17 protein-coding genes are annotated in these 24,776 nt (G+C 65.0%); 10 read left to right on the top strand and 7 right to left on the bottom strand.

The features are described 5' to 3' along the window. Positions 1-99: 99 nt before the first annotated feature. Both UP06_RS02105 and UP06_RS02100 read right to left on the bottom strand, forming a co-directional pair. Positions 100-867, bottom strand: a complete 768-nt coding sequence (locus UP06_RS02105; protein ID WP_045000063.1) for a DsbA family protein — start codon at positions 865-867, stop codon at positions 100-102. 102 nt (positions 868-969) lie between these two features. Next, on the bottom strand, positions 970-2,376 hold the full coding sequence (locus UP06_RS02100; protein ID WP_045001059.1) for a M48 family metalloprotease: 1,407 nt from the start codon (positions 2,374-2,376) through the stop codon (positions 970-972). Between the two features lie 168 nt (positions 2,377-2,544). Between UP06_RS02100 and UP06_RS02095 the strand changes: the two genes are divergently transcribed. From UP06_RS02095 to UP06_RS02085, 3 genes are all read left to right on the top strand, one after another. After that, a complete protein-coding gene (locus UP06_RS02095) occupies positions 2,545-3,732 on the top strand; it encodes a pyridoxal phosphate-dependent aminotransferase (protein WP_045000062.1) in 1,188 nt (395 codons plus the stop codon). 90 nt (positions 3,733-3,822) lie between these two features. After that, a complete protein-coding gene (locus UP06_RS02090) occupies positions 3,823-4,374 on the top strand; it encodes a biotin transporter BioY (protein ID WP_045000060.1) in 552 nt (183 codons plus the stop codon). 84 nt (positions 4,375-4,458) lie between these two features. Beyond that, positions 4,459-5,793, top strand: a complete 1,335-nt coding sequence (locus tag UP06_RS02085) for a dicarboxylate/amino acid:cation symporter (protein WP_045000058.1) — start codon at positions 4,459-4,461, stop codon at positions 5,791-5,793. Positions 5,794-5,807: 14 nt separating this feature from the next. On the opposite strand, the gene UP06_RS02080 is transcribed toward UP06_RS02085, so the two are convergent. Further along, the gene (locus UP06_RS02080) at positions 5,808-6,686 is read right to left on the bottom strand and encodes an SDR family oxidoreductase (RefSeq protein WP_045000056.1); all 879 of its coding nucleotides are present in this window, start codon (positions 6,684-6,686) and stop codon (positions 5,808-5,810) included. A gap of 102 nt (positions 6,687-6,788) precedes the next feature. On the opposite strand from UP06_RS02080, the gene UP06_RS02075 reads away from it, so the two are divergent. Both UP06_RS02075 and UP06_RS02070 read left to right on the top strand, forming a co-directional pair. Next, on the top strand, positions 6,789-7,622 hold the full coding sequence (locus UP06_RS02075; protein ID WP_045000054.1) for a helix-turn-helix transcriptional regulator: 834 nt from the start codon (positions 6,789-6,791) through the stop codon (positions 7,620-7,622). Positions 7,623-7,698: 76 nt separating this feature from the next. Further along, on the top strand, positions 7,699-9,768 hold the full coding sequence (locus UP06_RS02070) for a tetratricopeptide repeat protein (RefSeq protein ID WP_245305376.1): 2,070 nt from the start codon (positions 7,699-7,701) through the stop codon (positions 9,766-9,768). On the opposite strand, the gene UP06_RS02065 is transcribed toward UP06_RS02070, so the two are convergent. From UP06_RS02065 to UP06_RS02055, 3 genes are read right to left on the bottom strand one after another with little or no spacing between them, the layout of a single operon-like run. After that, the gene (locus UP06_RS02065) at positions 9,765-10,997 is read right to left on the bottom strand and encodes an NAD(P)/FAD-dependent oxidoreductase (protein WP_045000051.1); all 1,233 of its coding nucleotides are present in this window, start codon (positions 10,995-10,997) and stop codon (positions 9,765-9,767) included. The two genes, UP06_RS02070 and UP06_RS02065, sit on opposite strands and share 4 nt — an antisense overlap. 14 nt (positions 10,998-11,011) lie before the next feature. Then, positions 11,012-12,238 (bottom strand): MFS transporter, encoded by a 1,227-nt coding sequence (locus UP06_RS02060; protein WP_045000050.1) that lies wholly within the window; start codon positions 12,236-12,238, stop codon positions 11,012-11,014. A gap of 50 nt (positions 12,239-12,288) precedes the next feature. Continuing rightward, positions 12,289-13,785 carry an amidase gene (locus tag UP06_RS02055; protein WP_045001057.1) on the bottom strand — a complete coding sequence of 499 codons (1,497 nt, stop codon included), beginning with the start codon at positions 13,783-13,785 and terminating at the stop codon, positions 12,289-12,291. A gap of 210 nt (positions 13,786-13,995) precedes the next feature. Here UP06_RS02055 and UP06_RS02050 point away from each other — a divergent pair, with 210 nt between their 5' ends. After that, positions 13,996-14,676 (top strand): helix-turn-helix domain-containing protein, encoded by a 681-nt coding sequence (locus UP06_RS02050; protein WP_045000049.1) that lies wholly within the window; start codon positions 13,996-13,998, stop codon positions 14,674-14,676. A 168-nt stretch (positions 14,677-14,844) separates the two neighbouring features. Here the strand turns inward: UP06_RS02050 and UP06_RS02045 are convergent, their stop codons facing one another. Further along, positions 14,845-17,883 (bottom strand): Rne/Rng family ribonuclease, encoded by a 3,039-nt coding sequence (locus UP06_RS02045; RefSeq protein ID WP_045000047.1) that lies wholly within the window; start codon positions 17,881-17,883, stop codon positions 14,845-14,847. A gap of 706 nt (positions 17,884-18,589) precedes the next feature. Here UP06_RS02045 and UP06_RS02040 point away from each other — a divergent pair. From UP06_RS02040 to UP06_RS02025, 4 genes are all read left to right on the top strand, one after another. Further along, entirely contained in the window at positions 18,590-19,891 is a 1,302-nt protein-coding gene (locus UP06_RS02040; RefSeq protein WP_045000045.1) for an N-acetylmuramoyl-L-alanine amidase, read from the top strand. Positions 19,892-20,136: 245 nt separating this feature from the next. Continuing rightward, positions 20,137-22,644, top strand: coding sequence for a penicillin-binding protein 1A (locus UP06_RS02035; protein ID WP_045000044.1), 2,508 nt, complete (start codon positions 20,137-20,139; stop codon positions 22,642-22,644). A gap of 112 nt (positions 22,645-22,756) precedes the next feature. After that, a protein-coding gene (prfB, locus tag UP06_RS02030) for a peptide chain release factor 2 (protein WP_156162714.1) occupies positions 22,757-23,888 on the top strand; the annotation gives its coding sequence in 2 pieces (ribosomal slippage) (positions 22,757-22,825 and positions 22,827-23,888; 1,131 coding nt in all). Between the two features lie 2 nt (positions 23,889-23,890). Further along, a complete protein-coding gene (locus UP06_RS02025) occupies positions 23,891-24,772 on the top strand; it encodes an NAD(P)-dependent oxidoreductase (RefSeq protein WP_045000042.1) in 882 nt (293 codons plus the stop codon). Positions 24,773-24,776: the final 4 nt, after the last annotated feature.

Here is a 24,776-nt window from a genome sequence, read left to right as displayed (position 1 = left end):
CGATCGCGGACAGCAACACCACAAACGAAAAGGCCGGCTTTTCAGCCGGCCTCGTCGCATGAATGATGTTGTGAAAAGCGCGATCAGCAAGTCGCCTTGTTAGCAGGTCGCTTTGCCGCAGCGGGCGACGCCGATCTTTTCCTTGAGGCCATCGAGGCCGACGGCGCCGACGACGATCTGCTTGCCGATCACGTAGCTCGGCGTGCCGTTCATGCCCATCGCTTCGGCGAGCTTGAAGTTCTCCTCGATGGTGGTGCGCACCTCGGGACTGGCGATGTCCTTCTCGATCTTCGCGGTGTCGAGGCCGGCTTCCTTGGCCGCTTGAAGCGCGCGCGCCTTGTCGGCTGGGCCGCGGCCGCCAAGCAGCTTCTGGTGGAAGTCGAGATATTTCTTGCCGGAGGGATCCTGCATGCGGACGGCGACGGCGACCTGTGCTGCTTCGACCGAGCCCTGGCTCAGGACCGGAAATTCCTTCAGCACGACCTTGAGCTTGGGATCGGCCTTCATGAGGTCGAGCATGTCGCTCATCGCGCGTTTGCAGTAGCCGCAATTGTAGTCGAAGAACTCGACGAAGGTGACGTCGCCGTCCTTGTTGCCGAGCACGACCTGGCGCGGTGAATTGAAGATCGCGTCGGAATTCTGCGCGATGCTGGCTTCGTGCTTCTCGGATTCCGCGGTGGCCTGGCGCTTGCTGAGCTCTGCCATCGCCTCCTCGAGCACCTCGGGATGGGTGACGAGGTAGTTTTTGACGATCGCCTCGATGTCGGTGCGCTGGGCGCCGGAGAAGCTGTCGGCCGAAGCCGGTCCCGTTGCGCCGAAGATGGCGAGCGCAAACAGCGCGGAAGCAAGCAGGCGCAGCGAAGGCATTGGCAAATCCTCTTATCCAGAGCAGGTCTCGAAAAAACGTCCCGGCGGACTTAAGCGTAGCGTCGTGACGTCATGGTGGCAGATGTGGCGATCAGGCATCGTCTAGTTGCGCGGCGGTTTCGACGCCACGATATCGTCGGCCTTGACCCATCCGGGCGTGCCGACGGCGAAACGGGTTTTCGCGCGCGTGGCAAGCTCGCGGGCGGTCTTGTTGTCGCCGCGCAAGAAGGCGGCCTGGGCCGACGCGAGATCCGCCTCGGCATAGTCTCCCTTCCGGCCATAGGCCATCGCGAGCTGCATGTAGCCGAGCGGGGCTTCGGGCTCGCGCACCACAGCGGCACGGAGAATCCGGATGGCGTCGTCCGTGTACGTCTTATTATCGGTTCCAACCAGAGCCTGCCCAAGTAACATCTCGATGAGCGGCGCATTGTTTGATAGTGCGACAGCCTTGCGCAGGGGAGCGATGGCATCGGCCGGTTTGCCGCTCTCCAGAAGCGCCTGGCCGCGGACCTCGTAGAAATACGGGTTGTTCGGCTGGGCCTGGATCAGCAGATCGATCTGGGCGAGCGCGCTGCGTAAATCGCCGTGCAGATAGGTGCTGATGGCGCGGGCATAGCGCGCCGGCATGCCGTCGTTGGTCAGGGGATAGCGGCGGTACACCAGCTCTGGCCGCTCCATGAAGGCTGAGATCTTGGCGCGCACCATGTCATGGCGGAGTTGGAGCGCGGGATCGTCCTTTTTGTCCCAATAAGGGCTGGTGCTGGCGAATTCCTGGAGCGCCGCGACGCGCTCGGCGGGCATCGGGTGCGACTGGAGATAGGGATCGGCGCCGCGGGCCGCGAACAGGCTCTCGCTGGTGAAGCGCTTGAAGGTCTCGTACATGCCCTTCGGCGATTGCTGGGTCGCGGTCAGGAATTTCACGCCGGCGCGGTCGGCGTTCTCTTCCTGCTGGCGCTGGTAGGACAGCAGCGAGCGGCGGATCATCTCCTGCGGTCCGGCGATCGCGGCCGCGCCCGCATTGGCGAGCCCGTTATTGCCCGCGCTGCTCGAGCCGCGGCTGGCGCCTGCGACCAGGGCGCCTGCGCCCAGCAGCATGGCGATGATCATCTGTGTCTGGGCGTTGGCGAGTTGCTCGCGCATCTTGGACAGATGGCCGCCCGCCAGATGCCCGGTCTCGTGCGCGAGCACGCCGATGATCTGGTTCGGCGTCTCCGACTGGAGGATCGCGCCGTAATTGACGAAGATGCGGTGGCCATCGGCGACGAACGCGTTGAACGAGTTGTCGTTGATGATCACCATCTGGATGTTCTGCTTCTCCAGACCGGCAACCCGCAGGATCGGACGCGTGTATTCACGCAGCAACTGCTCGGTCTCGGTGTCGCGCAGGACCGGCGGTCCGCGGCCTTCCTGCGCCTGCGTCGCCGGGACCGGCAGCAGCGCGATCGCAGCCGCCGTGACGAGGGCGGTGAGGGCGGAGGCCTTCTTGCGCAATGCGATCTGGAGCAACATCAAACGGTCTGGGTCAAACGGCTTCAAAAGCAGCTGGTTTTTGGTGATTGGCGGCGGACCGGATACGCGATATGCCCTTATGAGCCGTACAATGCGGCCAGTCTGGGGCGCAAGAGCCCTGTTTCACGGACCGAACGGGCCGGTCCGCCAGCGAAATAGCAGAAATCGATGCACGATGCGACATTGAGGAACCGGGTGGGGCAGTGGCTCGAGCCGTCCCGCCGCAGTGATGTTCCCCCGTTCATGGTGATGGACGTGATGGCCGCGGCGGCCCGGATCGAGGCGGCCGGCGGACATGTCATTCACATGGAGGTCGGCCAGCCCGCGGCTGGTGCGCCGAAGACCGCGATTGCGGCTGCTCATGCAGCGCTCGAAGCCGGACGGATCGACTATACCTCCGCGCTCGGCATCCCCAGTCTGCGCGAGCGCATCGCGCGGCATTATCGCGATGCCTATGGCTGCACCGTCAGCCCCGATCGGATCGTGGTCACCACGGGCTCCTCCGGCGGCTTCATCCTGGCGTTCCTGTCGATGTTCGAGCCCGGCGATCGCGTCGCGGTGACGGTGCCGGGCTATCCGCCGTACCGGCATATCCTGACTGCGCTCGGCTGCGAGCCGGTGCTGATCGAGACCACGAACGAGACGCGCCACGCGCTGACCGGCGAGGCCTTGCTTGCCGCCCATCGCAAGGCGCCGCTGAAGGGCGTGCTGGTCGGCAGCCCCGCCAATCCGACCGGGACGATGATGTCCAAAGAAGCGCTCGCTGGCCTGATAGCGGCTGCCGAAGACGCCGGCATCCGTTTCATCTCGGACGAAATCTATCACGGGCTCGACTATGCGTTTCCGGCGGTGACGGCGGCAGAGCTGTCGGAGCACGCACTCGTGATCAATTCGTTCTCGAAGTATTTTTGCATGACGGGCTGGCGCGTCGGCTGGATGGTCGTGCCCGAAATCCTGGTGCGCCCCATCGAACGGCTTCAGCAGAACCTCTCGATCTCGGTGCCGTCGCTGTCGCAGATCGCGGCTGAAGCTGCCTTCGACGGCGCGGCCGAGATGGAGGAAATCAAGCACGGCTATCAGGAAAACCGCCGCATTTTGATCGAGGGATTGCCCAAGGCCGGCCTGACCCGGTTCCTGCCTGCTGACGGCGCATTCTATCTCTATGCCGACGTCTCGGACTTCACCTCCGACAGTTTCGACTTCGCCAAGAAGATGCTGGAACAGGCCCATGTTGCGGCCACCCCGGGCGTCGATTTCGATCCCATCCATGGCCGCTCGTTCATACGATTCTCCTATGCACGCTCGGCTGCGGAGATGCGCGAGGCTGTTGACCGGATCGCTCACTGGCTTAAATAGCCGCCAGTTTCGAACAGCCTTCCGGAGTGCATCTTGTCTGACCGAACCGCCCAGTCCGCCGCCACGCCGCATTTTCCTCTCGCCGCACTGTTGTGGCCGACCCGCCCGGGCGAAACCGTCGGCAGCTTGCGCGCGGTCGTGCTGGTTGCGCTCGGCACCGCGCTGATGGCGCTGTCGGCCAAGGTGAATCTGCCGCTGCCCTACGTGCCCATGACGTTGCAGAGCCTGGTCGTGCTGATGATCGGCGCGGCCTATGGCTGGCGCCTTGGCAGCGCAACCATGATCGCCTACCTCGCTGAGGGCGCGATGGGACTGCCGGTCTTCGCCGGCCCTGTCGGCGGACTTGCGCCGCTGGTTGGCCCGACCGCCGGCTATCTGTTCGGCTTTGTTGCCGCTGCCTTCGTCACCGGCTGGCTGGCCGAGAGGGGCTGGGATCGCAGCGTGGTCCTGCTGTTCGCGGCGATGGCCGTGGGCCACATCGTCATTTTCGCCGCAGGCTTCGGCTGGCTGGCCTTAGGCCTTGGTGCCGCCAAGGCCTGGCAGGTCGGCGTCGCGCCGTTCATCGCGGCCTCTCTGGTCAAGAACGCGCTGGGTGCGACATTGATGCCGGCGGCGCGCCGCATCATCGATCGTCGCGGGTAAAGCGTCCGAATCCGATCAGTTCCAATTGACAGGGCCGGCCAAGTTGATCTTGGCTGGCCGTGGAGTTTGAGGGGGAGTGAAACAATGACGACGACAACGATCGTTGGGGCGCCGGTCGCACCCAGCGCCGCCAAGCCGTGGTATAAAATTCTCTACGTCCAGGTGCTGATCGCCATCGTGCTCGGCGCCATCGTCGGCTGGCTCTGGCCGCAAATTGCCACCAACGACTGGATCAAGGCGCTTGGCGACGGCTTCATCAAGCTGATCAAGATGGTGATCGCGCCGATCATCTTCTGCACCGTGGTCTCGGGCATCGCCCATATCCAGGACGCCAAGAAAGTCGGACGCATCGGCGTCAAGGCGCTGGTCTATTTCGAAATCGTTTCGACCTTTGCGCTGGTGATCGGCCTCGTTATCGGCAACCTCGTCAAGCCGGGCGCAGGCTTCGGCAGTGCGGCGGCCAACGCGCAGGCCGTTGCCAACTACGCCAAGCAGGCCGAAGGTCAGAGGTCGGTCGACTTCATCCTGCACATCATTCCCGACACCGTGGTCGGCGCCTTCGCACAAGGCGAGATCCTACAGGTGCTGCTGTTCTCGGTGTTGTTCGGCTTCGCCATCATGGGGCTCGGCGAGCGCGGCCATGTGATCCGCAGCTTCATCGACGATGCCGCGCATGCGGTGTTCGGCGTCATCTCGATCGTGATGCGCGCGGCGCCGCTCGGCGCCTTCGGCGCGATGGCCTACACCATCGGCAAGTTCGGCACCGGCGCGATCCTCAATTTGATGGGGCTGATCGCGACGTTCTATTTGACCGCCGCGCTGTTCGTGCTCGTGGTGCTCGGCACCATCGCGCGGATCGCAGGGTTCTCGATCTTCAAGTTCCTGGCCTACATCAAGGACGAGCTCCTGATCGTGCTCGGCACCTCGTCGTCGGAAAGCGCGCTGCCGTCCTTGATGGAGAAGCTGGAACGGCTCGGCTGCTCCAAATCGGTGGTCGGCCTCGTGGTCCCCACGGGCTATTCGTTCAATCTGGACGGCACCAACATCTACATGACGCTGGCGACGCTGTTCATCGCGCAGGCGCTGGGCTTCGATCTCACCTTCGGCCAGCAGCTCACGATCCTGGTCGTGGCGATGCTGACCTCGAAGGGGGCTTCCGGCATTACCGGCGCGGGCTTCATCACGCTGGCAGCAACGCTCGCCGTGGTCGATCCGCGGCTCGTGCCGGGCATGGCGATTGTGCTCGGCATCGACAAATTCATGAGCGAATGCCGCGCGCTGACCAATCTATGCGGCAACGGCGTGGCCTGCGTGATCGTCGCCTGGTGGGAAGGCGAGCTTGATCGCGACAAGCTCAACGCGCGGCTGAACCAGCAGATCGATCCGTCGGACATGGAAACCGCTGTTACAACGGACTGATCTGCAAGCAGCCGTCAGACTTTGAAATAGTAGGGCTGGTCGAGATCCTCGATCAGCCCTATCTCTTTCGGCACCCAGCCGAGCAAGGCGCGGGTCTTCGCACTCGACGTCGGCACGTCGACGCCTGCGAATTGCGCGAACCATCCGAAATGCTCGGCCGCTTCGTCCTGCGATTTCGAGACCACGGGCACGCCAAGCCTTTTGCCGATCACCTCCGCGATCGCCTTGAACGGGATGCCTTCCTCGGCAATCGCGTGATAGCGCGGTGCAGTTGCGCCTTGCTCGAGCGCAAGCCGATAGACGCGCGCGGCATCGAAGCGGTGGCCGGCCGGCCAGCGGTTCATCCCGTCGCCGATATAGGCCGCCACGCCCTTTTGGCGAGCCAGGTTGATCAGGATCGGGACAAAACCATGGTCGCCTTCGCCATGGGTCGTCGGCGGAAGCCGGACCACAGCGGCGCGGACGCCGGAAAGCGACAGTGCCGTCGATTCCGATACGCGCGGAAAGCGGTGCGCGGACTCATCGTCCTCGGTCGCAAGACGGCCGGGAGCCAGGAGCGCAACGCCGGATGTGACGATGAGAGGGCGCTCGGAGCCCTTGAGCTCTTCGCCGAGGGCGAGGATGGCACGGCGGTCGAGCTCGCAATTGTCTTGGAATTTCGAGAAGTCATGGTTGAAGCCAAGGTGGAGCACGCCGTCCGATGCGGCCGCGCCGCTGCGCAAGGAGGCATGATCCTCCAGCGACCCACGATGGACCTCAGCCCCCATCGCGATCAGCGCTGCGGCACCCGCATCAGAGCGGGCAAGGCCGAGCACGCGATGGCCGACTGCGATCAGGTCCGAAACGACGGCCGAGCCGACAAAGCCGGTGGCGCCAGTGACAAATGCACGCATGGGCAATCTCCAAGGATCGATCGAGGGTTGGTGGAGACGACCATCTGCGCTAGAATTATCCGGGTAAAGTAGTGATATTATCAGGGTATAATAGCTAACAGGATGAGCGAGACCACCAGCGAGAACCTGCTCGGAGCCTATCTCAGGGATCGCCGCATCCGGCTGGATGCGGCGGCGTTCGGCTTTGGCGGCAGCCGCAGGCGCACCCCCGGGCTCCGGCGCGAGGAGGTGGCGCAGCGCGCCAATATCAGCCCGACCTGGTACACGTGGCTGGAGCAGGGCCGCGGCGGCGCGCCATCGGCGGACGTGCTCGACCGCATTGCCCGCGCGCTGATGCTGACCGATGTCGAGCGCGAGCATCTGTTTCTGATCGGGCTCGGCCGCCCGCCGGCGGTTCGTTACCAGGCATCCGAAAGCGTCTCGCCGCGGCTCCAGCGCGTGCTTGACGCACTGGAAACCAGCCCGGCGATCATCCGGACGACGATCTGGGACGTCGTCGCCTGGAATCGCGCGGCGACGGTTGTGCTGACCGATTACGCAAAGCTCGCGCCGGAACGGCGCAACATCCTGCGCTTGATCTTCTGCGAGCCGCGTGTGCGCGCCGCGCAATATGATTGGGAGAGCGTGGCCCGCTTCGTGGTCGCGGCGTTCCGGGCGGATGCAGCGCGCGCCGGCGCTGTCTCGCATGTCGCCGAGTTCGTCGACGAGCTCTGCGGTCTCAGCCCGGACTTCGCGCGGCTGTGGGCGGACAACGACGTCCGCAGCTATGGCGAGGGCGTCAAGCATTTGCGCCACCCCGTGCTCGGCCCGATCGCGTTCGAATATTCGGCCTTCGCCGTCGACGGCCGGCCCGATCTCGGCATGGTCGTCTACAATCCGGCAACGCCTGCGGACGCCGAGCGCATCAAGGCCGTGTTGGCTGAGCGCGCCGACTGACGGAATTTGCGATCTCGTCCGTTTAACCCGCATCTCTGACGTCGAAGGGGCGGGCGGTATCGTGGGCAATACGGCTGTGAATCGGATTGTGCTGGAGGCGGCGAAGCATTTTTCGGCGGGTCGGCCGGATCAGGCGGATGCGCTCTGCGCGGAAGTTTTGAAGGCAGAGCCGGATCATGTGCCGGCGCTGCATCTGGCCGCCGTGGCCGCCTTCGTCACCGACCGTGCCGCCGACGGCGCCGCACTGCTGAACCGCGTCTTCAACCTCGATCCCGACCATGCGCCGGCTCTGGTGACGCTCGGCGACGCGCTTGCGGTGAAGGGCGAGCACGAGGGGGCGGTGGCGGCGTTCCAACGCGCGCTGCGCCGGCGGGGGGACGATGCCGGTCTGCACAACAAGCTCGGCGTGGCGCTCGGCGAGCTGTCGCGCTTCGATGAGGCCGAGGCCGCCTATCGCCGCGCGATCGCGCTCGATGCCCATCTGACGCGGGCCTGCTTCAACCTCGCCGTCGCGCTTGCAGAGCAGGGAAGGCTGGCCGAGGCGGAGGACGCCTATCGCGCCGTGATCGCACGGGAGCCGGGCTATCACGGCGTCTGGCTCAATCTCGGCAACGTCCTTGCTGACCAGAACAGGCTCGGCGAGGCCGTGGCCGCCTATCGTCGCGGCTTGGAAGTCGATCCGGATGATGTCGGACTGCTCTGCAATCTCGGCGCCGCGCTCTATCGGCAAGGGTTGCTCGAGGACGCCATCGTCCAGTACCGCTGCGCTATCGCGCTCGCGCCGGACAACATCGCGGCGCTGCGCCTGCTTGGCCTCGTCCTGCACGAGGCCCGTCATCTGCACGAGGCTGCCGAGACTTACCGGCAAACATTCGCGCTCGATCCGGCGGATCACATGGTCGCCACCAATCTCGGTGCCTGCCTCTCCGATCTCGGCGCGCTCGACGACGCCGTTGCGGCCTGTGAGCACGCATTGCTGCTCAAGCTCGATCACGCACCGGCCTATACCAATCTCGGCATCATCTTCGAGAAGCAGGAGCGCGTCGCTGACGCCGTTGCCGCACATCGCTGTGCTGTTGCCGCCGATCCCGCCTATGCCAAGGGCCACGCCAATCTCGCGGTCGCGCTGCGCAATGCCGGCGAGATCGACGAGGCGCTCACGGTCTCGGCCCGCGCAGTTGCGCTCGCTCCGGAGCAGCCGCTCGCGCAATACAACCACGCGCATTTCCTGCTGATGAACGGCCATTTCGCCGAGGGGTTCGAAGCCTATCGGTGGCGCCGCAAATGCAAGACGCTGTCGGACGGCGATCCGACCTTCAACGAACCGGAATGGCAGGGCGAGCCGCTCGAAGGTCGCACATTGCTGGTGTTTGCCGAATACGGCCTCGGCGATGCCCTGCATTTCGTGCGCTATCTGCCGATGGTGACGGGGAAGGGCGGCAAGATCATTTTGCAGGTGCAGCCCGCGCTCGCCTCGCTGCTGCGGCAGCTGCCCGATGTCACCGTGATCACGCGCGGCGAAGTGCTGCCGCCGTTCGATCTGCAACTGCCGCTGATGAGCCTGCCGCGCATTTTTGGCACCACGCTCGATAATCTGCCCGCGGACATTCCGTATCTTCATCCGGATTGCGAAAAATTGTTGCGCTGGCGTGCCGCGCTTGGTCGCGTGGCAGGGCTCAAGGTCGGCGTGGCCTGGGCCGGCAATCCCAGGCACAAGGGCGACCGGCAGCGATCGCTGTCGGCCGAGGCCGTCTTGCCGCGCCTCGTCATGCCGGGCGTGCAGCTCTACAGCCTGCAAAAGGAGCCGCGCCCCGAGGATGGCGAGGTGCTGGCGGCGCTTCGTAACGATGTCATCGATCTCGCGCCCATGCTCGGCGATTTCGCCGATACGGCGGCAGCCGTCGCGGCGCTCGATCTCGTCATCGCCGTCGATACGTCAGTCGCGCATCTTGCCGGCGCGCTCGGCCGTCCGGTGTGGATGCTGACGCCTTACGCGCTCGATTGGCGCTGGCTGCGCGATCGCGAGGATAGCCCCTGGTATCCGACCATGCGGCTGTTCCGCCAGCGCAGGCCACGCGAATGGGACGACCCGCTGATGCGGCTGTCGGCCGCGCTCGCGGTCCTTGCCGCGACAGCCGAGAGCTAGAACCGCTCCGGCCGGTACGGCGTCGGATCGATCGACGGTGTCTCGCCGCTCATCATCTCCGCGAGCAGGCGTCCGGTCGCGGGCCCCAGCGTAAAGCCCTGGTGACCGTGGCCGAAATTCATCCAGAGGCCGCGGTGGCGCGGGGCGGGGCCGAGCACCGGCACCATGTCGGGCGTGCAGGGGCGGGTGCCGAACCACGGCTCCGGCTCGGCGCGCTTGCCGAGGTCGAGCAGCTCGCGCGCCGAGGCCTCGGCGCTTGCGAGTTGCACCGGCGTTGCCAGCGCATCCGGTCCCGTCAGCTCCGCGCCAGTGGTGATGCGGATGCCCTTGGCCATCGGGCCCATGGCGTAGCCGCGGCCCTTGTCGACCAGAGGCAGATCGAGCGATGCGCCGCCGCTGTAATGCATGTGGTAGCCGCGCTTGCGCACCAGGGGGATGCGATAGCCGAACTTGTGCAACAGATCGGGCGACCACGGCCCGAGCGTCACGACGGCCGCCGCAGCATCGATGCGTCCCTGGTCCGTAGCGACAGACCAGCCGGTCGCAGTCTGTTGCAGCGACTGAGCATCGCCGAGCACGATTGTGCCGCCGAGGCGCAGGAAGAGGTCAGCGTAGGCCGTGACCAGCGCGCCGGGATCGGACACGGTCCAGGTGTCGAGCCAGTGGATGGCGCCGGGCAGATCGTCGCGCAGGATCGGCTCGGCCTTGTTGAGCTCGCTGCCTGACAGCACGCGAAAATTCACGCCGAATTCGCGCCGGTCTTGTTCGGCGTCCTTGATCGAGTGGTCCAACGCAGCGGGATCGCGAAAGAGCGCACGATAACCGGCGCGGCGGATCAGATTGTCGGCATGGGCCTCGCGGATCAGGATGTCATGCTCGGGCGTCGCATAGGCGATCAGGCGCGCCCAGGCCTCGATCGCTTCGCGATGCCGCTTCGGCGCCGAATGCCACCAATAGCGGAGCAGGGGCTCGACGTGGCGGTGGAGCGACGAGAAGCTGTAGCGCACGTCGTTGGTCCGGCCGGTCGCGATCTTCAGGAGCGTGGCGAGGTCGCGCGGCATCGGATAGGGCCGCACCGCCTCCGCCTGGATCATCCCGGCGTTGCCGTAACTGGTCTCGCGGCCCGGCTCCCTGCGGTCGACGAGCGTGACCGACCAGCCGCGCTGCTTCAGATGCAACGCCGCACCCACGCCCACCATGCCGCCGCCGAGAACGATTGCGCTTTGCATCGGCAAAACTCCTGTCAGGCCGGTTGCTGCGCGAGCTTGGGCTGCGCGGTGTTGATGGTCGCGGCGACGACGACGGACAGCGCCGTCATCGCCACCAGGAAGCCGAAGGCCGCATCGAACGATCCGGTTCCGGTCACGATGAAGCCTATCGCCGCCGGTGCGACGAAGCCTGCGCTCTGACCGCCGAGATTGACCATGCCGACTCCCGATCCGATCTGGTCGTCGCGGAGCAGTTTTGTCGGAAGCGCAACCACAGCGGCCAGCACGAAGGATTTGAAGAAATAGACCAGTGACTGGTAGGCGATCAGCACCGTGATCGTCTCCGCCTTGTACATGGCGTAGAGGAAGGTGCCGGTCAACGCGGAGCTGCCGATCAGGAGATATTTTTCGCGCTCGTCAAAGAACGTCGTCATCACCCAGCCGCCGATCGCGGTCGCGATCGTTGCCATCACGAACGGGATCGGCGCCACGATGCCGACGGTCTTGAGATCGAGCCCGCGCTGCTGGAGCAGATAGAGCGGCATCCAGGAATCCAGGCCCTTGTTGACGCAGCTGAGACCAAACCACACCACCATCAGCTGCCACAGCAGCGGATTCTTCATGAGCTCGCGCATCGGCGCGCGGCTTTCGGCCTTCGCCGCCGCGCCCGCGTTGGTCTCGCCCGAGCGGCCGAGATACGGGACGAAGACGAAATAGATCACCGCGAAGACGATGCCGGCAATGCCGATCGTGTTAAAGGCATGGCGCCAGCCGAGCCAGAGGATCAGCGGCGCCATGATCAGCGGCGCGACCATGCTGCCGGCATAGTTCGACGACAACAGCAGCGCCGCCATTTTTGGCCGGCTGTCCTTCTTGAACACCTCCGCGATGGCGCGAATGCTCGCCGGCGGAAAGGCGCCCTCGGCGATGCCGAAGACGAAGCGGATGGCGATCAGCGAGGTCAATGACCAGGCGAGGCTGGTGAAGGCCGTGAACAGCGACCACATCACGATGGTGACGATCACCACGTATTTCGAGCCGAAGCGGTCGGAGAGCCATCCGCCCGGAACCTGCATCGCGGCATAACCTAAGAAGAACGCGCTGATGACGATGCCGAGATCGGCGGCCTGGAGATTGAAGTCCTTGCCGATCTGCGCCAGCGCCAGCGAGATCGCCGCGCGGTCGATGTAGGAGATGCAATAGGCGACATAGAGCATGACGAACGCGATGATGCTGGTCTTGCGCCTCGACAAGTCGGTCATGCTCAACTCCGATTTGCTGGCGCCCCGGCGGTCCTGGCCTGCTTGTGGATCTATTCCCAGGTGAGGAAGCCCGGCGCGGCCGACAGCGGTGGCGCCACGGCGAGTTGCGCCAGGTCGGGCACCGGCCGGCACAATTGCGCATCGCCGGCGAACGCAGCCTCGATGCTCGCGGCAACGGCAAGCACGATGGCGTCGCCACCGCGCGGGCCGACGATCTGGAGACCGAAGGGCAGGCCGGCTTCATCGCGGCCGAGCGGAATGCTGATCGCGGGGTGGCCGGGAAGCGTGACGGCATAGGCGAGCGCGAGCCAGTGGAAGTAGGATTTTGTCGGCACGCCGTCGATCTCGGCCGGATAGAGCTCCGACCAGGGCCGCGGGCTCAGCGTGATGGTCGGGCTGATCAGCACGTCGCAGCTTGCGAAGAAGGTCTGGTAGGCGCGATAGATTCGCGTCTGCGTCGTCGCGGCGCGCCCGTGGTCTTCGAGTGTGTAGCTCAGGCCTTCCTCGACATTGGCGCGGACATTCGGACCGAGCATCTCCGGCCGCTCTTTATAGTTCTTGCCGTGCATCGCCAGGAACAGGCCCGCGCGCAGCACGGCGAAGGCATCGTCGGCGCCTGAGCAGTCCGGCGTGGCCTCGCGGCATTCGGCGAACAACGGCGCAAGCTTTTTCACGCGATCGCGGAAGACGCGGCGGATGGCCTGCTCGGTCGGTGCGAAGCCGAAATCCTCAGTGAAGGCGAGACGTAGCTTGCCGAGGTCTGCGGGACGCGGCGCGGTCCAGCGCTCAGCGCGTCCACGCAAGGGCTCGCCCGGCAGCGTGTAGGCGAGCGGATCGCGGACATCGTCGCTCGCCAACACCGACAGCATCAGCGCGGTGTCGGCGACATTGCGCGCCATCGGGCCGTCGGTCGACAAATTGGACCAGCCGAAGGCACGCTTTTCGCTGGCCACGAGGCCGTAGGAGGGGCGCATGCCGACGATGCCGGAGAAGCCTGCCGGATTGCGCAATGACCCGCCGGTGTCGGAGCCCGAGGCGAGCGGGGCCATGCCGCAGGCGAGTGCCACCGCCGAGCCGCCGGAGGAGCCGGCCGCCGAGCGCATGGGATCGAAGGGATTGCCGGTCGCGCCGAAAACAGGGTTGCGGGTGTTGCCGCCCGCCGCCCATTCCGGCGTGTTGGTCTTGCCGAAGATGATGGCACCGGCTGCGCGCAGCCGCGCGACCGAGCCCTGGTCGGCGGCGGGTATATTGTCGCGCAACAGCGGGCTGCCATAGGTGGAGCGCATCCCGGCGGTGTCCTGGGTATCCTTGATGAGGACAGGGAGCCCGTGCAGCGCGCCACCTTCCTCCCCGCGCTGGATGGCGGCTTCAGCCACCTTGGCCGCGGCACGCGCGCCCGGTTCGTCGAGCGTCACGACCGCGTTGACGGCGGCATTGGTCGTGGCGATGCGCGACAGGCAGGCGTCGAGCAGCTCGACGGGCGAGATCGTCCGCGCGGCCAGCAGACGGCGCAGCTCAACGGCGCTCGTGTCGCAAAGTCCTGACAAACGCCAGCTCCTTTCAGGATTGTGAAAATAATTTAGCATATCGGAAAGTGCGTTCCAGCACCAATTTTCGCCAAATCCGGCCATTTCATGCGCAAATCCTGGCTCGGATGCTCAGGATGTCGCCGCAGGAGGTATCTGGATGTGCGCTACGCCGAAAAGATTAGATGGATCGGCCAATAGTTTTTCCGAGCGACGTGATAGGATTGCTGCATGAGCGAGATCACGACGCCCGAAGGGGCCAATTCCCAGCTCGGCCAATGCCTCAAGGCCGCCCGCCAGGCGCGCGGCCTGACGCTCAAGCAGGTGGCGGAGCGGACGGGCATGGCGCTGTCGACCTTGTCCAAGGTCGAGAACGGCCTGATGTCGCTGACCTACGATAAGCTGCTTCAGCTCACCTCGGGCCTGAAGATGGAGATCGCGGAGCTGTTCAATCCTGCGGTTGCGGCCCCTGCACAGGGCCGGCCGGTCACCGCGCGGCGGAGCATCAGCCGCAGCGGGCAGGGGCAGATCATCACCACGAAATTCTACACCTACACCTATCAATGCACCGACCTGATCGGCAAACGCATGGTGCCGATTGTGGCCGAAGTCCGCGCGCGCTCGCTGGACGAGTTCGGGCCGCTGCTGCGGCATGGCGGCGAGGAGTATTTTCTGGTGACGAGCGGACGCGTGGCCGTCCACACCGAGTTCTACGCGCCGGAGATCCTCGACGAGGGCGACGGCATCTACATCGACAGCACCATGGGCCACGCCTACCTCAACGCCGGGGAGGCACCGTCCGCCAAGGGGGTTTGTCTGTGCACCAGCGAGGCGCCCGATCTCTACGACCAGCTCCGCCAGATCGCATCGCGCGACGTGGCGCCGCTTGGCGATGACGAACTGCCGTCCTAAAGCGCTATGCGATTAGGATGAATCGCCATCGCGCTTTAGATCATTGTTTGAGCATGATCTTTTCGGAAAACCGCTGCGCACTTTTCCGGATCATGTTTTAGCGTTTTGGCGAGCCGTGAAACGAAAAACGCCCGGCCAGGCCGGGCGTTTTTTTATTGCGTGTTCGTTCTATTCGCCGCCGCCGAAACGGCGTGACCACCAGCCGGCGCGACGCGGCGCGGTCGATGTTTCGGCCGTAGCTTCCGGTGCAGGCTCAGGCGTTGGCGTAGCAGCCGGCTCCGGCGCTGATGCAACCGGTGCTGCGGGCTCGCTCTGGCTGCTCGACAGGAAGCTCACCTTCTCCCGGACCGTGGAGCGGCGCCGCGCGGCCTTGTCGTCGGCGGGTTCTTCCTCTGCAACCGCAGGCTCAGGCTGGGCCGGCGCTGTGGCTTGCGATTCGGTGCGTGGCTCAGGCTGAGCGACCCGCGGCTCGACGATGTTGATGTCTTCGGAATGCGCAATCGAGGGCGCAGCCTCGCCGCCCGACCCGTCGAAATCGGCAACCGCATCGGTTGCTTCCGGCGGCGCATTGGCGCTGAGCTCGTCGCCGATGGAGCCGGCGAGACCTTCCTCGCCACCACCGCGCCGGCGGCGTCCACCGCGGCGACCACGCCGGCGGCGGCGATCACTCGCGCCTTCCTGCTCGCCACGGGCCTGACCCGCCTGATCCTCGCCCTCCGGCTCGGACTCGGCATCCTCGTCTGTCTCGGCGGTTGCAACGGCCCCTTCGGCCAATGCGGGCGCGCCATCCTCGCGAGGCTCGCCCTCGCGCGGGCCGCCGCGACCGCGACGACGCCGGCGCCGCTTGCGGCGCTGACCGTCCTGATCGGGCGCTGCTTCGCCGGCAGCTTGCTCCTCGGCAAGACCTTCGGTTTCCTCGGTCTCGACCTCGGATTCCAGCTCCGGATCGAACTCCTCGTCGTCATAGGCTTCTTCGACCAACGGCGGCGGGCTTGCGGCAGCCTGCGCCGCGAGCAGCGCCTTGGCGGCTTCGAGCGTATGCACCTGTTCGCCACGGTCGATGAGGTAAGCTTGCGGTCCGCTGACGCTTGGGTCGGCGATGACCGCCAGGGTGACCTTGAAGCCGTTTTCGAGGTCGCGCAGATGACCGCGCTTGTGGTTCAGCACATAGAGCGCGACGTCAGTGCGGGTGCGGACCACGAGATTGTGGGTCGCGCCCTTCATCAGGATTTCTTCGAGGCCGCGTAGGAGCTGGAGCGCAACCGAGGACACCGAGCGGACGTGGCCGGTGCCGCCGCAATGCGGGCAGGGATCGGTCGAGGATTCCAGCACGCTGGCGCGGATGCGCTGGCGCGACATCTCCAAGAGGCCGAAATGCGAGATACGGCCGACCTGGATGCGCGCGCGATCCTGCCTCAGGCAATCGGACAGCTTGCGCTCGACCGCGCGGTTGTTGCGCTTCTCGTCCATGTCGATGAAGTCGATGACGATCAGGCCGGCGAGGTCGCGCAGGCGAAGCTGGCGGGCGACCTCTTCGGACGCTTCCAGATTGGTCTTGAGCGCGGTGTCCTCGATATGGTGCTCGCGGGTCGAGCGGCCGGAGTTGACGTCGATCGAGACCAGCGCCTCGGTCTGGTTGATCACGATGTAGCCGCCGGAGCGCAACTGCACGGTCGGCGAGAACATCGCATCCAGCTGGCTTTCGACGCCCATCCGCGAGAACAGTGGCTGGCCGTCGCGATACTGCTTCACCGCGCTGACATTGGCGGGCATCAGCATCTTCATGAAGTCGCGCGCTTCGCGGTAGCCGGAGTCACCGGCAACCGAGATTTCGTCGATCTCCTTGTTGTAGAGGTCGCGCAGCGAGCGCTTGATCAGCGAGCCTTCCTCATAGACCAGCGTCGGGGCCTGTGATTGCAGCGTCAGGTCGCGCACCGTCTCCCACATCCGGATCAGGTACTCGAAGTCACGCTTGATCTCGGGCTTGGTACGGGCGGCGCCGGCGGTGCGCAAGATGATGCCCATGCCCTCGGGCACGTCGAGATCCTGCACGACCTCCTTAAGACGAGAGCGATCCTGTGCGCTGGTGATCTTGCGGCTGATGCCGCCGCCGCGGGCGGTGTTCGGCATCAGGACGGCATAGCGGCCGGCGAGCGAGAGGTAGGTCGTCAGCGCAGCGCCCTTATTGCCGCGCTCTTCCTTGACCACCTGCACAAGCATCACCTGGCGACGCTTGATGACTTCCTGGATCTTGTACTGGCGGCGCGGACGGAAGGTGCGCTCCGGCACTTCCTCGAGCACGTCGTCACCACCGACGGATTCGACGACTTCCTCTTCGGCGTCGTCGTCGTCATCCTCATCGTCGTCCTCGGCCGTCGCTTCGGAGTCGTGATGCGGAGCCTCGACGCTCTCGCCGGCGGCGTACACGGCATCGGCCGGTTCAGCGGCGGAGGTCACGGCTTCGGACAGAGCCTCGGCGTGCGTATCGAAAGCGGCAGCCTCGTACGGCTCGGCAACGGTCGCGACAGGCGCGGGCGTCTCGTCGGCGTGATCATGGTCGTGATCATCATGGTCGCCGTCATGATGATGGTCATCATGATCGTGAGTGTGCTGGTGATCGTCATCATGGGCATGATGATGATCGTCGTGCCCATGATCGTCGTGATCGTGCTCGTGATGATGGGCTTCGAGCTCGCCGTGATGCTCCGCGTCGGCGTGCAGATGTTCGCCCTCATGCGGAGCGCCTGCGGCGTGCTCTGGCCGCGCCTCGCCCTCGATCGGCTGGGCCGCGTTAGCGTCAGCGCCCTCGACGACGTCGCTGCGGACGCGCTCGCCCTGACCGCGGCGGCGGGCGTTGCGGTGGCGCGAGCGGCGGCGGCCGTGGGAACGGTTCTCGGTCTCTTCCTCGGCTTCGCGATGGGCCTGTTCTTCGGCCTCGATCAGCGCCTGTCGGTCGGCGACCGGGATCTGGTAGTAGTCGGGATGGATTTCGCTGAAGGCGAGAAAGCCGTGGCGGTTGCCGCCATATTCGACGAACGCGGCTTGAAGCGAGGGTTCGACCCGGGTGACCTTGGCGAGGTAGATGTTCCCGCGCAGTTGCTTGCGTTGCGCGGTCTCGAAATCAAACTCTTCGACGCGATTGCCGCGGACCACGACAACCCGGGTCTCTTCCGGGTGGGTGGCATCGATCAACATCTTGTTGGGCATGTCTTAACTCTTGGCGGCGGCGGGCGCGATTCACCGTGGGCGCGAGTTGCGCTGCCCGGTGACGCGACGGTCCACCTGATTCGGGGGTGAGGGGAAGGCCGAAACGCCGTCTCTCGCGCCTCGCCGAATCGGAAGCCGGAGGACCAATGCGGCGCGCGGGAGTTTCGCTCCGCAGCGTCGCGAATGGTCCTTCAGAATTCGTCGGCACAGTCTGGCGCATCAAGCGTCGGCCCGTATGAAACATTGGGCGGCGGGGCCGCCCCTTAATCAGTTGCTGTTGGCCAGGCATGGCGCGAGTGCGCTCGCCCTGGGATCACGAACCGCTCCCTTGGGATTAAGGGATCGGGTAAAGAGCTACGTCGCTGTCAAAACTGTCCCGGATACGCGAGTGGTAACCAGAGACCGTCTGCCGCCGGGGCTTGCCCCGCTCCACCTCGCTGCCGCGCACCGCGCTGGTCTTAGAGGGGAACGGAAAAACGCTGGAATTCCCAAACCTTGAGAGTTCCGGCGCTGCACCGGGAGGCTGAATGCGACACAACCGGAAATTATTGGCCGTCAGCACTTCGTACATACGAGGAATGGGCCACCGGTGCAAGGGAGCGTCGCACGCCGGTCACAGTCAGCGAGTTTCGCGTCTCTGTCATTAAGGACTGATTAACCCTGTGGTTCTATTGCGTTAAAGAGGCTGCTCGGAGGCACGGAATCGGTGGCGAGCCGCACAAATCAACGGGTTTTGCTAGGATGCGCGCTTCTTTGCGCCGCAGCACTGCCATATGCCGATTCCTCGCGCCTGAGCGCGGCGGAAGGCCAGCCGCAACCCTCTGTTGCGGTAGCGAATTATCCGATCGCCTCGGCCGCCCGGCTGGCCGGTGACGGCAAGCAGACCCGCTTCATTCTCGACCTCGACCAGACCGTCAGCTTCCGCGCCACCACGCTCGCCGATCCGTACCGGGTGGTGGTCGACGTTCCCCAGGTCAATTTTCAACTCGCTCCGGGCACCGGGGCCGGGGGGCGGGGGCTGGTCAAGGCCTTCCGCTACGGGCTCGTGATGCCTGGCGGCTCCCGAATCGTGTTCGACCTGACGGGTCCTGCCAAGATCGCCAATTCCTACGTGCTGGAGGCGACCAACGGCCAGCCCGCCCGGCTTGTGCTCGAGCTCGAGGAGGTCGATCGGGCCGCCTTCCTGCAATCGCCGGCCCCGGAAAACCGTCCCGAATTGCGGCCGACGATCGCCGCCGCGCCGCCGGCAACTGTTCCCGCCGCAGCGCCGGAGCCGGCGCAGAAGCCGGGGGCGCCGGCTGACGGCCGCCCGGTCGTCGTGATCGATCCCGGCCATGGCGGCATCGACAACGGCACGCAGTCGAGCGGCGAGAGCGAAAAGAATCTGGTGCTGGCCTTTGGACTGGCGCTGCGCGAGCGGCTGGAAAAGACCGGCAAATACCGCGTGGTGATGACGCGGGACGACGACACCTTCATTCCGCTCAATGATCGGACCAAAATCGCCCGGAACCTCAAGGCCGCGCTGTTCGTCTCGATCCATGCCGATGCGCTGCCGCGCGCGGAAGGCGATGCGCAGGGCGCCACGATCTACACCTTGTCCGACAAGGCATCCGACGCCGAGGCCCAGCGTCTGGCGGACGCGGAAAACCGAGCAGACGCGATCGCCGGCTTCAATCTTGCGGAGGAGCCAACCGACGTCGCCGACATCCTGATCGACCTCACCCAACGGGAAACCCGCACCTTTTCAAACCGTTTTGCGCATTTGCTGATGGGCGAAATGAAGTCGACCGTGCGGATGCACAAGCATCCGCTGAAATCGGCCGGGTTCCGGGTGCTGAAGGCGCCCGACGTGCCATCGGTCCTGGTGGAAATCGGCTATGTCTCCAACAAGGGCGACCTTGAGCACCTCGTTTCCGAGGGCTGGCGGTCGCGTGCGGTGGCCTCGATGGGCCAGGCGATCGATGCGTTCCTGGCCAAGCGGATGGCGACGGCGGGGCAAGGCAATTGAAAACGGCCAATTAAGAACGGAATGTTGGGTCCTGCTGTTAAGCCCTAGTTTGGCCACAGCGGGCGCTTTATAAAAACGACGCAGGGGGTTCCGGAATCGACGAGAATCCCGTTCCGCAAGCGTCTTTCGGTCCGGCATTGATGTAATTGAGTAGGCCGGTGAATTCGCGACATGAGGATGGCGCCCATTTTCGGCGCCTTTGGATTATCTTGGGCTGGTCCAAGGTTTGAACGGATAAACAGATAATGCGCTTGCTGGTGCGGTTCATGGGTTTCCTGTTCGCCGCGGGAACGGTGCTGTTCCTTGTCGGTGTCGGTGCCGTAGCGGGCCTGATCTGGCATTTCTCCAAGGACTTGCCGGATTACTCTCAGCTTCAGGATTACGAGCCGCCGGTGATGACCCGCGTGCACGCGACTGACGGTTCGCTGCTCGGCGAATACGCCAAGGAGCGGCGGCTGTATTTGCCGATCCAGGCGGTGCCGAAACTCGTGATCAATGCGTTCCTCGCGGCCGAGGACAAGAATTTCTACGAGCATGGCGGCATCGACTACACCGGCATGGCCCGCGCCGGCCTGGTCTATCTCCAGAACTACGGCTCCAATCGTCGTCCGCAGGGTGCTTCCACCATCACCCAGCAGGTTGCCAAGAACTTCCTGCTGACCAATGAGGTCTCGTTCGCCCGCAAGATCAAGGAAGCCTTGCTCGCGATGCGGATCGAGAAGACCTATTCGAAGGACAAGATCCTCGAGCTCTATCTCAACGAAATCTATCTCGGCCTCGGTGCCTACGGCATCGCAGCCGCTTCGCTCGTCTACTTCGACAAGTCGGTGAACGAGCTCACCGTGGCCGAAGCCGCTTATCTCGCGGCGCTGCCGAAGATGCCGGCGACCCTGCATCCGGTGCGCAACCGCGACCGCGCCATCGAGCGCCGCAACTACGTGATCGACCGTCTCCAGGAGAACGGCTGGATCAAGCAGGCCGATGCCGAGAAGGCGCGCAAGGAGCCGCTCGCCGTCACCAGCCGTTCCAACGCTGCCCACACCTTCGCGGGCGAATATTTTGCCGAGGAAGTCCGTCGCGACATCTTCGAGCGTTATGGCGAGAAGAAGCTCTACGAGGGCGGCCTCTCGGTCCGCACCACGCTCGATCCGAAGATCCAGGTCATGGCGCGCAAGACCATGGTCGCAGGTCTCGTCAATTATGACGAGCAGCAGGGCTATCGCGGCGCGATGAGCAAGCTCGATATTTCGGGCGACTGGGGCGTGAAGCTCGCAGAGATGAAGTCGCTCTCCGACATCTCGCCATGGCGTATGGCGGTGGTGCTGGAGACCAGCGACCAGTCGGCGCGCATCGGCTTCCAGCCGAACCGCGAACTCGGCGGCGCCGTCAGCAAGCAGCGCGAGACCGGCCTGATCACGCTCGACGGCGTCAAATGGGCGAAGGCGGCTTCCGGAGCCGCGAAGGGCAGGGCTGCCACGGGCGTGGCGCAGGTGCTCCAGCCTGGCGACGTGATCTATGCCGATCCGCTCTACAAGGATGGCACTCCGGTCGAAGGCCAGTACCGTTTGCGGCAGATCCCCGAAGTGTCGGGCGCGATGGTGGTGATGGATCCCTGGACCGGCCGCGTGCTCGCCATGGTCGGAGGCTTCTCGTTCGACCAGAGCCAGTTCAACCGCGCCACGCAGGCCTATCGGCAGCCGGGTTCGTCGTTCAAGCCGATCGTCTATTCGGCGGCGCTCGATAACGGCTATACGCCCTCGACCGTCGTTCTCGATGCGCCGATCGAAATCGACCAGGGCCAGGGTGCTGGCGTGTGGCGACCGGAGAACTTCTCCACCAATAAGTATCAGGGACCGGTGACGCTGCGGAACGCGCTGCGGCAGTCGCTCAACACGGTGACGGTGCGCCTCGCACAGGACATCGGCATGCCCCTGATCGGCGAATATGCGCGCCGCTTCGGCGTCTATGACGAGCTGCCGAATTATCTCTCGTACGCACTCGGCGCCGGCGAAACCACGGCGATGCGCATGGTCACGGCCTATTCGATGCTTGCCAATGGCGGCCGTCGCGTGAAGCCGACCTTGATCGACCGCATCCAGGATCGCTACGGTCACACCATCTTCAAGCACGACCAGCGCGAATGCCGCGGCTGCGACGCGGCTGGTGGTTGGAAGAACCAGCCCGAGCCGCAGCTGATCGACCGCCGCGAGCAGGTGCTGGACTCCATGACCGCCTATCAGATCACCGAGCTGATGGAAGGCGTTGTCCAGGCCGGCACCGCAACCGTCGTGAGGGAAGTGGGCAAGCCGATCGCCGGCAAGACCGGCACCACCAACGAGGCCAAGGACGCCTGGTTCGTCGGGTTCTCGCCGGACGTCGCGGTCGCCATCTATATGGGCTACGACAAGCCGCGTCCGCTGGGTAAGGGCAACGCCGCGACTGGCGGCCATCTGGCTGCCCCCATCGCGCGCGATTTCCTCAAGCTCGCGCTCGCCGACAAGCCCGCGGTTCCCTTCAAGGTGCCGGCCGGCATCAAGCTGATCCGCGTCGTCGCCAAGACCGGCATGCGCGCAGGTCCCGGCGAGACCGGTGGCACCATTTTGGAGGCCTTCAAGCCGGGCACGGCGCCGCCGGATAATTACTCGGTTATTGGCGTTGCTGACGCTGACGGCCGCGGTGGCGTGCCGGCGTCGCAACAGCAGCAGCCGGATTCCGGCTTCTTCATGCGGCCGGGCACCGGCGGGCTGTACTAGGGCCTAGGATAAGACGGACGATCCGCGTGCCGACGGTTGCGCTTTGCCGCCGCCGCCGCTACATCCCGTTTTAATTGCACGCGGGCACGACCCCGCGAGACCAGAGAACGACATGCGCGCCGAAATCGAACGGTTGGTAGAAGAGATCAAGCAGTCTGTCGGGCTGCTGAGGAGGCATCTTTGACGTCGAGAAATCGACGGCGCGCCTCGCTGAGCTGAACAAGCTCGCAGAAGATCCCAACCTCTGGAACGATCCCCAGAAGGCCCAGAAGCTGATGCAGGAGCGTACCTCGCTGGAGGATTCGCTCTCAGGCATCGGCAAGGTCGAGCAGCAGCTCGAAGACGACATCGGCATGATCGAGCTCGGCGAGGCCGAGGGCGATACGGGTGTCGTGACTGAGGCCGAAGCTGCGCTGAAAGCGCTTAAGAAGGAAGTTGCGCGGCGCGAGCTCGAAGCGCTGTTGTCGGGCGAAGCCGACGGTTTCGATTCCTATCTCGAAGTCCATGCCGGCGCCGGTGGTACCGAGAGCCAGGACTGGGCCCAGATGCTGCTCCGCATGTACACGCGCTGGGCCGAGACTCACGACTTCAAGGTCGAAATTGTCGAAGAGTCCGAGGGCGAAGAGGCCGGCATCAAGTCCGCGACTATCCAGGTCTCCGGCCACAACGCTTACGGTTGGCTCAAGACCGAGGCCGGCGTGCACCGCCTGGTGCGCATCTCGCCGTACGATTCCAACGCGCGGCGGCACACCTCGTTCTCGTCGGTCGCGGTGTTTCCGGTGATCGACGACAGCATCAAGATCGACATCAAGGAATCCGACGTCCGCGTCGACACCATGCGCTCCGGTGGCGCCGGCGGCCAGCACGTCAACAAGACTGAATCCGCGGTGCGGCTGACGCACATTCCGAGCGGCGTTGCGGTGGTCTGCCAGGCCGGCCGCTCCCAGCATAAAAACAAGGCGCAGGCCTGGGACATGCTGCGCGCGCGGCTCTACCAGATCGAGCTGAAGAGGCGCGAAGAGAAAGCCGCCGCCGATCAGGCCGCCAAGACCGATATCGGCTGGGGCCACCAGATCCGCTCCTACGTGCTCCAGCCCTACCAGATGGTGAAGGATTTGCGCACGGGCGTGCAGACCTCCGATACCTCGGGCGTGCTCAACGGCGAGCTCGACGACTTCATGGCCGCGACGCTGGCGCAACGCGCCTTCGGCACCACCGGTGCTGACATCGAGGACGTGGATTAGCCATGACGCGGGTCGCCTTCATCGGGCTTGGACGGATGGGCCACGGCATGGCCGGCCGTTATCTCGATGCCGGCTTCACCGTGACGCTGTGGAATCGCAGCAAGGCCAAGGCTGAAGACCTGATCGCGCGCGGCGCGCATTGGGCGACCTCGCCTGAAGATGCCGCGATCGATGCCGACGCCGTCGTCACCATGGTCGCCGATGACGGAGCCTCGCGCGCGGTCTGGCTCGGGCCTGAGGGCGCGGCCAAGACGGCGAAGGCCGGCACCATCGCGATCGAATGCTCCACCGTCTCCTATGACCATGCGCGCGAGATGGGCCGCGAGCTCAACGCGCGCGGGCTGATCTACATCGATTGCCCCGTGACGGGATTGCCGGATGCGGCAGCCAGCGGAAAGCTGGCGCTGCTGGTCGGCGCCGACGCGGTCGATCTCGAGCGTGCGCGGCCGTTCCTCGCACCGATCGGCTCGACCATCCGGCATTTCGGCGCGGTCGGCTCCGGCACGGTCTACAAGCTTATCAACAATCTCATGGGCGCGATCCAGATCGCTGGTCTTGCCGAGGGCCTTGCGATCGCCGAGCAGGCCGGGCTCGATATGAAGCTGGTGCTGGAATCGATCCAGGCCGGCGTCGCTGCCAGCCCCCAGGTGCAGCGCCATTCCAAGCGCATGGTTGCCCGCGACTTCAGCGGCGCGACGTTTACGTCGGCGCTGCGGCACAAGGATGCCGCCTATGCCGTGAAGCTGGCCGAGAGCCTGCTCGCGGACAAGCCGCTCGTCGCACGCGCCGCGGTCGAGTCGTATGCGCGGGCGACGGCTGCGATGCCGGACGAGGACGAAGGCAAGATGATCGAGCTGGTGTCGCGGCCGAAGCAGCCCTCCTAGACGG

Origin of the sequence: Bradyrhizobium sp. LTSP857, assembly GCF_000938285.1 — a bacterium.
In the GTDB taxonomy this organism is placed as follows: Bacteria; Pseudomonadota; Alphaproteobacteria; order Rhizobiales; family Xanthobacteraceae; genus Bradyrhizobium.
The sequence above is the reverse complement of the archived record's forward strand: the minus strand, read 5'-3'. Positions and strand labels throughout refer to the sequence as shown.

Excerpts from the sequence above, each read along its gene's own strand:
- UP06_RS02105 (WP_045000063.1), bottom strand. The coding sequence starts at position 867 with ATGCCTTCGCTGCGCCTGCTTGCTTCCGCGCTGTTTGCGCTCGCCATC.
- UP06_RS02100 (WP_045001059.1), bottom strand. The coding sequence starts at position 2,376 with ATGTTGCTCCAGATCGCATTGCGCAAGAAGGCCTCCGCCCTCACCGCC.
- UP06_RS02095 (WP_045000062.1), top strand. The coding sequence starts at position 2,545 with ATGCACGATGCGACATTGAGGAACCGGGTGGGGCAGTGGCTCGAGCCG.
- UP06_RS02085 (WP_045000058.1), top strand. The coding sequence starts at position 4,459 with ATGACGACGACAACGATCGTTGGGGCGCCGGTCGCACCCAGCGCCGCC.
- UP06_RS02080 (WP_045000056.1), bottom strand. The coding sequence starts at position 6,686 with ATGCGTGCATTTGTCACTGGCGCCACCGGCTTTGTCGGCTCGGCCGTC.
- UP06_RS02075 (WP_045000054.1), top strand. The coding sequence starts at position 6,789 with ATGAGCGAGACCACCAGCGAGAACCTGCTCGGAGCCTATCTCAGGGAT.
- UP06_RS02065 (WP_045000051.1), bottom strand. The coding sequence starts at position 10,997 with ATGCAAAGCGCAATCGTTCTCGGCGGCGGCATGGTGGGCGTGGGTGCG.
- UP06_RS02060 (WP_045000050.1), bottom strand. The coding sequence starts at position 12,238 with ATGACCGACTTGTCGAGGCGCAAGACCAGCATCATCGCGTTCGTCATG.
- UP06_RS02050 (WP_045000049.1), top strand. The coding sequence starts at position 13,996 with ATGAGCGAGATCACGACGCCCGAAGGGGCCAATTCCCAGCTCGGCCAA.
- UP06_RS02045 (WP_045000047.1), bottom strand. The coding sequence starts at position 17,883 with ATGCCCAACAAGATGTTGATCGATGCCACCCACCCGGAAGAGACCCGG.
- UP06_RS02035 (WP_045000044.1), top strand. The coding sequence starts at position 20,137 with ATGCGCTTGCTGGTGCGGTTCATGGGTTTCCTGTTCGCCGCGGGAACG.
- UP06_RS02025 (WP_045000042.1), top strand. The coding sequence starts at position 23,891 with ATGACGCGGGTCGCCTTCATCGGGCTTGGACGGATGGGCCACGGCATG.